This is a genomic window from Nostoc sp. PCC 7107, from assembly GCF_000316625.1.
GTDB lineage: Bacteria > Cyanobacteriota > Cyanobacteriia > Cyanobacteriales > Nostocaceae > Nostoc_B.
The window spans coordinates 2,735,032-2,747,753 of the sequence record NC_019676.1 but is presented as its reverse complement, the minus strand read 5'-3'; the positions used below and the strand labels follow the sequence as shown (position 1 = coordinate 2,747,753).

Below are 12,722 nucleotides of genomic sequence, written 5' to 3'. Positions count from 1 at the left end.
TCATCAGGATTTTTTTTGCAGGCGAATTAATGTATTGTAAATCTGCCTTTTTAAGTTATTGTCATTTTGAACTTCTACAGTAATCTTATTGAAACGCTCAATGGTTAAGCCGTTTTCTTCAACTATTTTTTGAGAGCGATTACAGTAGTTGACAGCAATATCTCTGGCTTTGCGTGGTAAATTGTTAATGCTTTTAGGATCGTTACAAACAATCTGGGGAATTTCTCCACCACCGATTAATTTTTTAATTTCTCCGAAGGCTTGTTGACGCGATGGTTCCATTGCTAAAACAGCTTGGGCATAGCTGACAATTTCGTTGTTGTTCACAGCGGGAGTTTGAGCATCAGCTTTGGCTGTAAATGTTAAAGTGCTGGCAAACAAACTAGCACTAGCCATAACTCCAAAAAATAGATTTCTCGGTAATAAATTTTTCAGAGCATCTCGGAAAAACAAATTAGCAATTTTATTCATAATGTCTGTGACACAGGACTCAATCTTAGGGGTACGTTATTGATTGTGAATTACTTTTGGAGTGAGAAGTTCCAACAACATTTCAGTGTACCGAAATTTTATATGTATTTTCAGTTGCCTTTACATATTTGACAAAGTTCAATTACTTTTGTTTGGAGTGTAGATATTTCCGCAGATCCTTGCTTAAGGCTGACTTCTAACTCCAAAAGTAGTGGTAAACAGGAAATTAGTTGCTGCACAGACAGAAATTTGACTTCTTGTTGTAAAAAGTAGATACGTTTAGGGTTGCTCACATCGGCGGCTTGAGCTACAGCTTGTGGATTACGCTCACCGCTATCTGTGACAATTTTGACCCACAACCAAGTGCGAAATTGACCAATTAATGTTGCCACTATCCGCAATCCTGGTTCTGCCGCATTTAGCAGGTCAGTTAACACAGTTAAAGCTTTGCCTGTATCACCTGTTCTAATTGCTGCTGCTAATTGTAAACTATTTTGCGTAGTATTCCTGACTAATTTGCTAACAGTATCTACATCTAAAGGCTTTTTGCTCTCTAGATGATACAGCCGTAATTTTTCTAACTCGTTATAAAGCAACCTTGTATCATTACCCACAGCTTCGGCTAACAGTTCAGTAGTTTGAGGTGTGAGTTGCACTCCCACAGCTTGAGCCGCTTGTTGAACAGCTTGGACAATTAATTCAGTTTTCCACGGTGGTATGAGAGAGAATTCCCGAAACTCCGTGGCGAATTGTTTGAGAAATTTTGTAGATTTCAGCCGTTCATCGGGTTTACTGCGGCTAGTAAGTAATAAAAAGGAATTTTCGGGAATTACTGGTAAAGTGCGCGTCAATTCCGCCAAAACGTTATCAGGACATTGTTGACAGAGGTTTGTATTCATCAGCCAAATCAAACGCCCGCCAGCGCCAAAGGCGGGAGTCATTACTTGATTTAACGCGGCGATCGCTGTATCAGGTTGATCAGGCGCAAAATAAGAATAGTTAAAATCTGTCCACAGGGGATCTAAAATGCGATCGCGCAACGAATTAACCGCTTTTTCCATAGCAAAGTCATCTTCACCCCAGTAAACCAAGACTGGCATATATCAACCTCATAACATCTCAGGGACTATAAACAATGATGTCTTCAAGCTCAAGGCTGAAAAAACCTTATTCCCAGAGTTTAGACTTTTCTCTCTTTCCCAAATGCTAAATACTTTTTAAGTCAACTTAGTCACAATTGGATAATTTTCCCTAAAATCTATCAAGTAAGAACGCGAGGCTATTAAAGATTGGACGACAACTACCAAACTTACCTGAACCGGGTAGCAAGAATGATGCTACTAGAAGCATACAAGTCCCAAGTTCAGCATATCCAGGAGTCTTCTAAGTTCCAGCCCCATTCTGGAACAAGACAAGCAGCGCCTTTTCCTGGCTATACACTGATTACCCCAACCGCAGATGAAGCAGCCGAAAACTCTGCTTTTTATGGAATATTAGCAACTTACCAAGAGCAACTGTTGCAGCTGCCTGTCAACGATAATTTGATTGTTCCGGTACCACCTGGGAGCTTTCATTTAACTTTGGCAGACTTGATTTGGGATCATGCTTATCTCGATGCTTGTGAGAAAAATCCCAAATTTGAGGAAGAATTACGCCATTACTGTGCGGAAATCTTTCAACAATATCAACAATCCATCACATCGGGAACTAACCCCATTTGCTGGCAAATGCTGGGATTGGTGCTGATGCCAAGAGCATTGGGTGTTTGTTTAGTACCCAAAGATGAAAGTTCTTATGAACAAGTTATTCAATTTCGTCGCCAAATTTATCAAAATCCCAAGTTGATTGCATTAGGAATTGAACAACATTATCACCTGACAGCCCACATTACATTAGGCTATTTTGGTGATATTTCACCTAATTTAGACCGAAATAAACTCAGTGATATGCTTTGTGAATTAAATCAACAATGGTTAGGAGATTTTCCAGAACTTCTCGTTAACCGCGTGGAATTGCGGAAATTTGATGATATGACACGCTATTACCGTGAACCAGACTGGCCAAGTTTAGATTTTTAAGTTTGTACCTGGCAAGGTAGGGTAAAACTGGATATGGAGACAAAGGTTAATTTTCTTTGTCTCCATATCTTCTAATTTACATCAGTAGAATTTACTCAAGAAAACTAAAAATTAAGGTTTTAGAGAAGAGTGTAAGTATTCAACACTATTGCACCTCTACACCCAGTCTCAACAGACAATCTTTGTGCGTAGAACAAAGCTTGTTCTCTATTCCATACTCTCAAATTAACGCTCAGATGATTCTTCCCCAAAAAAGAGATCATTGACACTGATTACCCAAGGAATACCTTGGTTCACAGGAGAACTAATACTAATTTTGGCTTGGTTAGCAAACTTTCTTAACTTGTCTGCTAAATGGGGAACAGTCATCATAATGTTCTGATAGCTTTCGATATCATGGCAAACCATGATTAATATGAGAATACCGCTATTAATTTTGAAATACCAATGACAACTAGATAGTAAAAGGCGTACAGTGCGATCGCAATTAGAAAAAAAGCGTTGTTTGACTGTCTCTTCTAGTTGACTAAGTAATAATTCACTAATCAGTGTTGTTTTATGAGAAGGCAAATCATCTGGAGATAGATATGGTTGATTCATAGAAATTTTCCCTAATTTTCAAGGGTTAATAACTGATATAAACTGAATAATCTTTCTATACTTGCTTAACTGAAGAGATTCCCTTTATTCAGCTATATCAGCTTGTAAAACAGGCTGATGAGACATCTATTCACTCCTAGTACAACCTTTATATAATCTCCATTGCCTGTGGTTGATTTTTCCTCATATTTCTTTAGCAATTGCTCTACAAAAATATATACTTGGGATCTTTTCTTCAAACAACAATAAATTCTAGATAATTCATCTGTGCTGAGAGTAGACCGTATATAAATAATATAGCAGTTATAAATAACTTGCGAAAAATTAGATCCCAAACTTCTTCAAAAGTCGAGGATCTAGTTTTTACTTGTTTACTTTTTGAAACAATTAAGTAGATTTTTATTTCTTACTCGATTTTTCCTTGTTCTCCGCGTTATTTAGTAAACAAATTTAAATTATGAACACCACTATAATTACTTATCTGTCACTATGTTAATTAATCAACTTGTGGATATTAGCTTCCCAATTCATCCCATCAAAAGGTATAACTTCAAAATTTGCTATGACATCGCCATCTAAGCAGCGCACATTTACATCAATACAATCAGGATGGCTGCGGGGTATATAAAAAGAATGTATTCCACAAATGCTACAGAATTTATGTTGAGCAACTCCTGTATTGAATTTGTAAGTGGTTAACTCATTCTCGCCTTGTAATAAAGTAAATTGTTCCTTGGGAATGATTAAGTGTAAAAAGCCTTTCTTTCGACAAATAGAACAGTTACAATCATCAACTTTATGTTGTTTAACTACAACTCGAAACCTTACCGCACCACAATGACAACCGCCTTCATATATCATTGGTTCTGGAATATTAATTGCCATGTTAATTAACGAGATTCTAACTTAGCAATGCGTTGCTCTAAAGTATTAACTTGTTGTTTTAATTCAACCACTAAAGTTGCCAGTCGGTCAAACATTTTATCCCTTTCTAACTGTGACAAATTTCTTCTGCTTGACTGTGGTACGGTAATCGTTGTTCTGGAGTTAGGAGACTGGCGGGTGTTTCCGAGTTGAGATTCTATTTGATTTAACCGCGACTCCATCCGATTAAAATCAGCCTGTAAATTATTCAGGCGAGATTCGGTTTGTTGTGATGATGCGGTGTTAGAAAATAATCCAGCCCAGATTATGATGACTAAAGCAATTGCTATTCCTAATGCTTGAAGTCTTTTCATTTTCCAAAGTGCAAAGAACACAAAGAAAGAAGATAGAGACGTTACATTTAGCATCTCTACATTATTTTGGGTTTTAGGCTTGTACCCCATTTACCCAAAATATACTGTGTGGAGTTTGTAACCCATACAGGCGTATTTTGTTAGTGTGCAATATGAACCACCATTTCAGTCACTTGGTGCAAGATGTGATTTGATTTACTTATCAGGTTGTAAATTAGAAAATAGTGTCTCCCAATTGAGATAGTTCACTTCATTTTCTGTTGCTTTTACTTCAAAAGTGACATTATGTACTTTACTTTGTTCTAACGCTTGCACACAAATTTCTGCCACATCCTCTCGGCTGATTTTACCGCGAATATTATCACCTTGTTCAAAGATTACTTCCTGTCCGCCACTTTCTTCAGTTAAAGCGCAAGGTCTCACGATTGTATAAGGAATACCACTGACTCTTAAACTATCTTCGCCCTTTAACTTCCAGGTTAAAATACCACCCAATTGATCATTTAATCTGACTGCTGGTGGTTCTTCATCTAAATTAATTCCTGGTCTACCAGGACGGGTGACACCTGCGGAACTGACAAGCACAAATTGAGGTGCAGTTTTGCCGTTATATGCTTTGATAGATTCTATCTGCAAACTAAAACCACCAGGGGTAAATTTGGGATTTAATGCACCATCATATTCAAATTTACTCAACATCAGTTGAAATGAGCTAATGCGACTTGCATCTAATGGTGGAGCATCTTTAACAGTTTTGGCTCGAAATACAGGTGTTAATTCCGCAAAAGGAATGCGAACATTTATCCAAGTATTAGCGACCGTATCGAAGGAATAGCTGTAACCTAAACCATCCCAAGTTGCATCGGGACGGAGAAATATTTTATAACGTTGGCCATCACCTTTAACGCGTAATTCTACACCTATGTAACCAGATAAATTAAATGGTGGGTCAAAATTCTTAGTTCTCACAGATGCAAATCCTCCTGAGTTGGCGGTGGAAACATTACCAGCAAACACAGCGGTATTTTCTGTTAATTGAATATTACTAGAACTAACACCACCCATGACAACATCATCTAAAGCACCCCAGATATTTTTTAATTCGTCTGAGGGATGGGTAAAATCAAATATAAGTTTTTCGTTGGCTGCGGGGAGGTGTTTAGCTGCTGCTTCTACTAAGTTTTTCACCCCTTGATATTCGACATTTTCGGGAGTGTCGCCAACAATTTCAGGTTGGTAAAATTTAATGCCTTGATAATATTTTTCTCTATTAGCTGTGTCTCCTTCCATTGGTTGGACACGCACTGCTGTAAAACAAATTACGGCTTGAATATTAGCCATGACTAAAGTATTTAAAGTTTCAGGTTTGGTAATATCTGCAACTACTAAGTCAACATCGTCACCTAAAATTGACCGTGCTTTTTCAATATCACGCACCAGACCTCGTACTTGATAACCTCGTTTTACAAGTCGCTTCACGACTCGTTTACCAAGACCACCTGTTGCACCTGCTACTAGTATTACACCCACGCTTTTTTCTCCATTAGGTCTAGATGTTGTTTTTTGGGGACGACCTTGGATGAGTTTTTGTATGCAGTTGAGAAAGGGAATAACCTCAAAGTAAGACAAGGTTTTGATAAACCTGCCTAAGTCCCATTGAGAACGATTTTTGTCACTCACAATTGCGTCCTCATTACTTGTTGTTTGTTACATGATATCGGTTTTGTTCTCAAATATGAGGAAGTAGGTACAATAAATTGGTGTTTTGGCGATCGCCTAAAAACGCTAAAATACTTACTTAAACGTTGCTAAACATACAAAAAACTACTTATGAGCCAACTAGAACAAGCTCAAGCTCAATACACAAGTTTTCTGCAAGAATTTCAGAGTGTCATTATTAGCACAGTCAATCAGGATGGCATACCTAATAGTAGCTATGCACCTTTCGTAGTCGATGAAACCAAAAATATTTATATTTATATCAGTGACTTGGCAATCCACACACAAAATATTTATGCTAATCCTCGGTTGAGTATTTTGTTTATTGAAGACGAAGCAAAAAGTAATAATATTTTTGCTCGTCGGCGCTTAAGTTTTGATTGTACGGCTACGTTAATAGAAAGAGATACAGACACTTGGAATAAAATTGTTGACCAATTTCAAGAATGCTTTGGAGAAATGATTGAAGTCTTAAAAGGTTTGGCTGACTTTCGGATTTTTCAACTGGTTCCTAGTTCAGGTCGTTTTATTCTTGGTTTTGGTAATGCTTATAAGATTAGTGGTGATAATTTAAATGAATTAACTCATATTACGAGAGATAACCGTTAGATTTTTGATAATTTTCCTGGAGGGATGTTTGTAAATTATTTAGGGCTATATTGACTTTCATACTTCACACTTCATACTTCATACTTTTTATGCTTCAGTTTCAACCTCCTGGCTTTGGGCATAAAGTGATTCATACTTCCTTGGGAGCGATGGTGTATTATACTCAAACATCTGCTCCTTGGTTGAATGCGGATACTGAAGATTTAACCCCACTAATATTTCTACATAATTTTGGGGGTGGGGCTTCTGCTTATGAATGGTCGAAAGTATACCCAGCTTTTGCCGCAAAATATCGCATTTTAGCACCTGATTTAATTGGTTGGGGTGATTCTGCACACCCGGTACGCGATTATCAAATTAAAGATTATCTGACTACGCTTGCAGAATTTATTACTCAAACTTGTCACCAGCCTGTAACAGTTATCGCCTCATCATTGACGGCTGCTTTGACTATTCGTTTAGCTATTAGTCAGCCGCAATTATTTCAATCATTATATTTAGTTTCTCCTTCCGGTTTTGATGATTTTGGTCAAGGTGCTGGACGGAGATTACCACTTTCTGTAATTAATACACCGCTGTTAGATAGTTTGATTTATGCGTTGGGCGCAGAAAATGAATTAGCGGTGCGGAATTTCTTACAAAGTTTTCTTTTCGCTCAACCGGAACGTGTTTCACCAGAAATGGTAGCAGCTTATTTAACCTCAGCACAACAACCAAATGCGCGGTTTGCTGCTTTGGCATTTTTGCGGGGTGATTTGTATTTTGATTTGAGTTTGTATCTGCAACGATTAACAACTCCCAGTGTGTTTTTCTGGGGTGAGAAAGCGCAATTTACTAATATTAAATTAGGGCGGAGATTGGCGAATTTAAATTTAAATGCTGTAGAAAAATTTTATGCGATCGCAGATGCTGGAGTGCTGCCTCATTTAGAATTACCAGAAATAATTATTGGTTTATTACAGCAGCACCTAAATTAGCATTTTTGCATAAATTTATGAATTTTAAGCCTCACCCAGAGGCGCAGAGAGTAACTTTGCCGCTAACAATATGTCCGGTCAAGTGAGGTACATAACTAATGTGTTTGAACGCAGAGGGGCGCAGAGTCAAGCGCAAAGTTGAGGCAGTCGCTCATGAGGGAAACCCCCAGGAGGGTTTCCCTCCAAGCAAACTTCGGTGGGGTTGCCTAATTTTATTAGCAATGTATTTTACTTCAGCAGATTAGTAGATGCTATAACGCTTTTCAGACATCCTCTCATAATCAGTTTTTCACCAAACAAGATATCAGATAGGTAATTCAATAATAAACTCTAGACCTTCACCTAGCTTTGATTGGTAATATAGTTTGCCATGATGATTGTTAACCACAATTTGATAAGCAATTGATAAACCTAACCCAGTTCCTTTACCGACAGGTTTAGTTGTATAAAAAGCATCGAAAATTTTGGTTTTCTCTGCTTCACTAATTCCTAAGCCATTATCAGCAATTTTGAGAATCACTTTCTCTCCTTTAAGCTCGGTGGTAATGCGAATCACACCTGGGTTATTACTTGTCTCTGGGAATTTTTGATTTTTTTGTGATTCTTCAATAGCATCTATAGCATTACAAATCAAATTCATAAAAACTTGATTTATTTCACCTGGATAGCAATCAACCAGTGGTAAATTTCCATATTCTTTAATTATTAAAATAGTATCCCGATGAGCATTTGCTTTGAGTCGATGACCGAGAATTAGTAGAGTATTTTCTATACCTTCATGTAGGTTAGCTAGTTTTTTTCCTGCCTCACTATGTCGAGAAAACTTATTTAACGATGAGACAATTTCTGTAACGCGATTAGTCCCCAGTTGCATAGATTGAATAATTTTAGATATATCATTTAACAAAAAACTTAAATTACTTTTTTCAATTGCTGTTTTAATTTCATTAGGTGGCTCAGTTAGATGCTTTTGATAGAGTTCTAATAAATCTATTATTTCCTGAACGTACTGTTCTAAAAAATTTAAGTTGCCAGCGATAAAATTGATAGGATTATTCACCTCATGGGCAATTCCGGCTGCTAGTTGACCTAAAGTTGCGACCTTTTCCGCTTGGATGAGTTGGGTTTGAGTTTTTTGGAGTTCGGTGTTTTGAGCAATTAAAGTTTTGGTCAAATTTCTTAGCTGCAAATGATGTTCAATTCTTACCAATACTTCTTCATGCTGAAAAGGTTTCGTAATATAGTCTACAGCGCCTAATCGCAATCCTTTAACTTTATCGTCAGTTTCCGAGAGAGCAGTCATAAAAATGATAGGAATATCCTCAGAACGAGGATCGTTTTTAAGATGTTGGCAGGTTTCAAATCCATCCATACCAGGCATCATCACATCAAGCAAGATTAAATCGGGTAAATTATCGCTGTTTAATTTCTGGAGGGCTTTTTCACCGCTGCGAACTGCCCAAACTTCAAAGTTAGACTCATCTAAAAAGCTGGATAAAACTTGTAAATTGGCAGGGTTATCATCAACAACTAAAACAATTCCCCGTGGGTGGCGATCGCAAATATATGTTTGCTCAGATATTATTGCTGTCATCTTGTTTCTACCTCATTTTGATTCAAAAAACTGATCAGGCTATCTTCATCAAATTGCCTTGCTAGTTGTCTCAGTTGATTAGCAAAGTTAGCAAAATTTGGTTCTGAAGCCTCCAGTTGATCAGCCCACTTGAGGATGGCATTGAAGTTACCTTTCTTCGCTAATGTGATGAGTTCTTGCAATACTTCGGGAGGAGGAGGAATTAAGGAATCTGATGGAATATTAACTGTAGCTAATTTATTGGTTACTTGTCTCTCAGACTGAGACTGTTGATAAATCCATGTCAAATTTAAATGCTTTTCTAATTGATTGAGTAATTCATCTACTTGTACAGGTTTGCTGAGAAAGTCGTTACCACCTGCTTGGAGACTGCGATTTTGGTCAGTTTCAAAGACACTAGCAGAAGAAACGATAATTTTGACATCTTGGATTTCTGGGGTGCAACGTAGACTGTGAATCAATTCAAACCCATCCATTTCTGGCATTAGTAGGTCTGTAATGACCAAATCTGGTTTGATGGCGATCGCTTTTGCTAAACCTTCCTGACCGTTGTTAGCTTCAACTACGTTAAAGCCTAGTGGTTGCAGCAAGTTTGTGATGACTGTGCGATTCTCCCAGCGATCATCTACCATCAAAATTGTGCGAGGACTATCTTCAAAGCCAAGGATTTGTTTTGTTGATGCAGCCATCGCTGATTTTACCCATTCGCTGGCTGTTGGCATTTCTAACTCAAACCAGAAAGTGCTACCCTCACCAACCTGACTTTTAACATGGATATCACTACCCATCATCTGTACTAACTGGCGAGTAATGGCTAAACCCAACCCTGTACCTTCGGTCTGACGCTTTTTTTCACCTACTTGCTCAAATGGTAAGAAAATCTTATTTAGTTCTGCTGGTGCTATGCCAATTCCTGTATCTTTGATAGAACAGTGAATGGAATATTTCTGTGTTTGTCCATGAGAGTCAAGTTGCGCGATCGCCTCAATTTTAAAAGTAACTTTACCTTCATCAGTAAACTTAATGGCGTTTCCCAACAGGTTTAACAATACCTGACGCAACCTTTTAACATCGATATGAATGGCTGTGGGTAGATCATTTGTAGTTTCATAAACAAACAAAATCCCCTTTTGTTCTGCCCGAATTTGAGCAATTTCGGCAATTCCCTGAAGAAAAGACGGAAAATGCACATCATGGGGATGTAGTTCTAGTTTTCTGGCTTCGATTTTCGAGAGATCTAAGATGTCATTAATTAAGGTCAACAAATGAGAACCACATTGTTCAATAATGTTGACGTGATATTGTTCTTTTTCTGCTAAACCTTGGGAACGCAGCAAAATTTGGGCGCAACCCAAAATGCCGTTTAAGGGTGTTCGCAGTTCATGACTCATGTTAGCTAAAAATTCGCTTTTGGCGAGGTTTGCGGTTTCAGCAGCAGTTTGAGATTTTTTGAGTTGCGCTTGTTCAAATGCTTGCACTCGCCACAAAACAGTAATCATGGTGACTGTTAGTCCGGCGACAATCAGGGCGATCAAATCCAGGAATTGCAAGCGAGATTCAATATTTTCGCGGGGAATTACCAAAGCCAAAGACCAATTCGCTTCTTGCAAGGGAATATATGCAACATATTTTTTAGTCCCGTCAATTTCCAACAACTGAATTCCCTGTTGTTTGTTTACCATCTGCTGGGCGATCGCATTTAAATTGCGATCTGCAATTTTTAGCAGGCTGGGCGCAGGTTTTTCTACCGTTGACATTAAGGCTGCGTTAGGATGGACGATCGCCTGTCCTTGAGAATTTAGGGCGAAAGCATAGCTGTTATTGCCGTAGCGTAGGGAGTTAACAACCTTATTAATCCGATCAACTTTCACATTGCCGTGGAAAACACCAATTGGTGAACCATTAGCCTGAGAATTGCCATAGATTGGCGTGGCGATCGCAATTAAGGGAATTCCTGTAGAACGGCTAATCAAGGGATCGGAAATGTTGCTTTGTCCTGCTAGTGCTTTTTGAAAGAAGTCTCGATCCTTGATATTCTTATTTGACCGACCAACTTGAGTATTAGAAAAAGAACCATTTGGGGTAACTATTTGGAAAAAGAAAAATTCATTGATCCGCTTGACTTCTTTCTGTAAATATGGATATGCTACAGACCAATCTAAAGAGCGTACAGTTGAAGTATTTGCCAGGGTTTGTACTTCTACGTTGCGGACATGTAACCACTCTTCAATTTCATCAACTCCTCTTTGCACCTGTTGAAATGCGCTTTGTTGCAAATCGGCTAACGCCAGGTTGCGGGCTGCTAGATAGGTGCAATAAGCCGCTATACTGACAACAATTGTAGTGCCGCCTAGAACAAACCTAAGCAGTAAATTTCGGGAGTAATTGTTTTTAGTATCACATTCTAATGGACTTGATTCAGACTTTCTCCAAAGCTTCATATATTAAGCAATGTATTAATAATAACCATAAACCTATTGTTAAAGTTCCCAATCAATCATTGATAATCACAGCTTTACCTGACTTTCAACAAAATATCTGAATGACTTTAAAAATGGCTGGAAGCAAGATAGGTTTAAAAATTATGTGTAATTTATGACATTGATATTTGAGGAATAAATACTGAGTTAAAAATTATTCGCTCTTCTGCCTGCTGCCATTTTTTCTAGGGTATGCAGTTCATCACGACTATTGACTGATGAAACCATTTAAAAGACGAATTTTCGTCTGCGTTGATAATTACTACAATAAAATAGTTACACCCAACCCTGGAGTTCTGGCAGTGGGCTTATTTGATGATTTGAGTCGGTTTTTAGAAAATCGTTTAGAAGAATTCTTGCGGAATAATCCACATTTGGAGTTAGAGGCGCTGTTAGAACAACTACGTCAGCAAGAAGAAGATACTTTAAAGTTGATAGCAGATTTACAAGTCCAAGAAAAGCGATCGCAAGACGACATTCTCTCCACTGCCCAAGAAATTCAGCGTTGGCACATTCGGGTACAAAAAGCTAAAGATGGTGGTAGACAAGATTTAGTCGCCGCCGCCCAAGAACGAGAAGCAGCCTTACTGCGGGAAGGAAACCAGAAATGGGGACACATGCAAGGCTTGAAAGAACGCCTGAATCAATCTCAAGAATTATTAGGGAAAATTCAAGTGCGGCGACAAGAAGTTCAAGCAAAAGCCGCACAAGCACAAACAGCACGCGCTCAAGCTCAAGCCCAGCAACAACGCATAGAAACTAATGGTTGGACAAATTCACCTCAAAGTTCTGCTAATAGTTTTGATGACTTAGAAGAAAAGTTCCGCCGCTGGGAAACAGAAGATGAGTTAGACGCAATGAAGCGGAATCTGGGGAAAAAATGAGTATAGTAAAGTGCTGAGGATAAATTTAGTTCATTAAGGTGTGTTAGGCGCATATTTTTATATGCTTTCTCA

The 12,722-nt window shown here is 38.2% G+C and carries 12 protein-coding genes; 4 read left to right on the top strand and 8 right to left on the bottom strand.

Features of this window, described 5'->3' with window-relative positions:
• Positions 1-3: 3 nt before the first annotated feature.
• Together NOS7107_RS11650 and holA are read right to left on the bottom strand one after the other, a co-directional pair.
• The gene (locus NOS7107_RS11650) at positions 4-471 is read right to left on the bottom strand and encodes a DUF4168 domain-containing protein (protein WP_015113175.1); all 468 of its coding nucleotides are present in this window, start codon (positions 469-471) and stop codon (positions 4-6) included.
• A 110-nt stretch (positions 472-581) separates the two neighbouring features.
• Complete coding sequence (holA, locus tag NOS7107_RS11645; protein ID WP_015113174.1) at positions 582-1,571, bottom strand: DNA polymerase III subunit delta; 990 nt, start codon at positions 1,569-1,571, stop codon at positions 582-584.
• 189 nt (positions 1,572-1,760) lie between these two features.
• On the opposite strand from holA, the gene NOS7107_RS11640 reads away from it, so the two are divergent.
• A complete protein-coding gene (locus NOS7107_RS11640; protein ID WP_015113173.1) occupies positions 1,761-2,549 on the top strand; it encodes a DUF1868 domain-containing protein in 789 nt (262 codons plus the stop codon).
• A gap of 225 nt (positions 2,550-2,774) precedes the next feature.
• Here NOS7107_RS11640 and NOS7107_RS11635 read toward each other — a convergent pair whose 3' ends face one another.
• The 4 genes from NOS7107_RS11635 to NOS7107_RS11620 form a co-directional block, all read right to left on the bottom strand.
• Positions 2,775-3,149: a hypothetical protein gene (locus NOS7107_RS11635; RefSeq protein WP_015113172.1), complete on the bottom strand. Its 375-nt coding sequence runs from the start codon at positions 3,147-3,149 to the stop codon at positions 2,775-2,777.
• A 492-nt stretch (positions 3,150-3,641) separates the two neighbouring features.
• Positions 3,642-4,034 (bottom strand): GFA family protein, encoded by a 393-nt coding sequence (locus NOS7107_RS11630; protein WP_015113171.1) that lies wholly within the window; start codon positions 4,032-4,034, stop codon positions 3,642-3,644.
• Between the two features lie 5 nt (positions 4,035-4,039).
• Complete coding sequence (locus NOS7107_RS11625) at positions 4,040-4,387, bottom strand: hypothetical protein (RefSeq protein WP_044499923.1); 348 nt, start codon at positions 4,385-4,387, stop codon at positions 4,040-4,042.
• Positions 4,388-4,582: 195 nt separating this feature from the next.
• On the bottom strand, positions 4,583-6,067 hold the full coding sequence (locus NOS7107_RS11620) for a CIA30 family protein (protein WP_015113169.1): 1,485 nt from the start codon (positions 6,065-6,067) through the stop codon (positions 4,583-4,585).
• Positions 6,068-6,217: 150 nt separating this feature from the next.
• On the opposite strand from NOS7107_RS11620, the gene NOS7107_RS11615 reads away from it, so the two are divergent.
• Positions 6,218-6,715, top strand: a complete 498-nt coding sequence (locus NOS7107_RS11615) for a HugZ family protein (protein ID WP_015113168.1) — start codon at positions 6,218-6,220, stop codon at positions 6,713-6,715.
• 89 nt (positions 6,716-6,804) lie between these two features.
• Positions 6,805-7,692: an alpha/beta fold hydrolase gene (locus NOS7107_RS11610; protein ID WP_015113167.1), complete on the top strand. Its 888-nt coding sequence runs from the start codon at positions 6,805-6,807 to the stop codon at positions 7,690-7,692.
• Positions 7,693-7,996: 304 nt separating this feature from the next.
• On the opposite strand, the gene NOS7107_RS11605 is transcribed toward NOS7107_RS11610, so the two are convergent.
• Positions 7,997-9,286 carry a response regulator gene (locus NOS7107_RS11605; protein ID WP_015113165.1) on the bottom strand — a complete coding sequence of 430 codons (1,290 nt, stop codon included), beginning with the start codon at positions 9,284-9,286 and terminating at the stop codon, positions 7,997-7,999.
• The gene (locus tag NOS7107_RS11600; protein WP_015113164.1) at positions 9,283-11,727 is read right to left on the bottom strand and encodes a hybrid sensor histidine kinase/response regulator; all 2,445 of its coding nucleotides are present in this window, start codon (positions 11,725-11,727) and stop codon (positions 9,283-9,285) included. The genes NOS7107_RS11605 and NOS7107_RS11600 overlap by 4 nt, the downstream gene beginning before the upstream one ends.
• 341 nt (positions 11,728-12,068) lie before the next feature.
• Between NOS7107_RS11600 and NOS7107_RS11595 the strand changes: the two genes are divergently transcribed.
• Positions 12,069-12,650 carry a TIGR04376 family protein gene (locus NOS7107_RS11595; protein ID WP_015113163.1) on the top strand — a complete coding sequence of 194 codons (582 nt, stop codon included), beginning with the start codon at positions 12,069-12,071 and terminating at the stop codon, positions 12,648-12,650.
• Positions 12,651-12,722: the final 72 nt, after the last annotated feature.

Bases quoted from the DNA above. Each gene is read 5' to 3' on its own strand.
- NOS7107_RS11650 (WP_015113175.1), bottom strand. From the start codon at position 471: ATGAATAAAATTGCTAATTTGTTTTTCCGAGATGCTCTGAAAAATTTA.
- holA (WP_015113174.1), bottom strand. From the start codon at position 1,571: ATGCCAGTCTTGGTTTACTGGGGTGAAGATGACTTTGCTATGGAAAAA.
- NOS7107_RS11635 (WP_015113172.1), bottom strand. From the start codon at position 3,149: ATGAATCAACCATATCTATCTCCAGATGATTTGCCTTCTCATAAAACA.
- NOS7107_RS11630 (WP_015113171.1), bottom strand. From the start codon at position 4,034: ATGGCAATTAATATTCCAGAACCAATGATATATGAAGGCGGTTGTCAT.
- NOS7107_RS11625 (WP_044499923.1), bottom strand. From the start codon at position 4,387: ATGAAAAGACTTCAAGCATTAGGAATAGCAATTGCTTTAGTCATCATA.
- NOS7107_RS11615 (WP_015113168.1), top strand. From the start codon at position 6,218: ATGAGCCAACTAGAACAAGCTCAAGCTCAATACACAAGTTTTCTGCAA.
- NOS7107_RS11610 (WP_015113167.1), top strand. From the start codon at position 6,805: ATGCTTCAGTTTCAACCTCCTGGCTTTGGGCATAAAGTGATTCATACT.
- NOS7107_RS11605 (WP_015113165.1), bottom strand. From the start codon at position 9,286: ATGACAGCAATAATATCTGAGCAAACATATATTTGCGATCGCCACCCA.
- NOS7107_RS11600 (WP_015113164.1), bottom strand. From the start codon at position 11,727: ATGAAGCTTTGGAGAAAGTCTGAATCAAGTCCATTAGAATGTGATACT.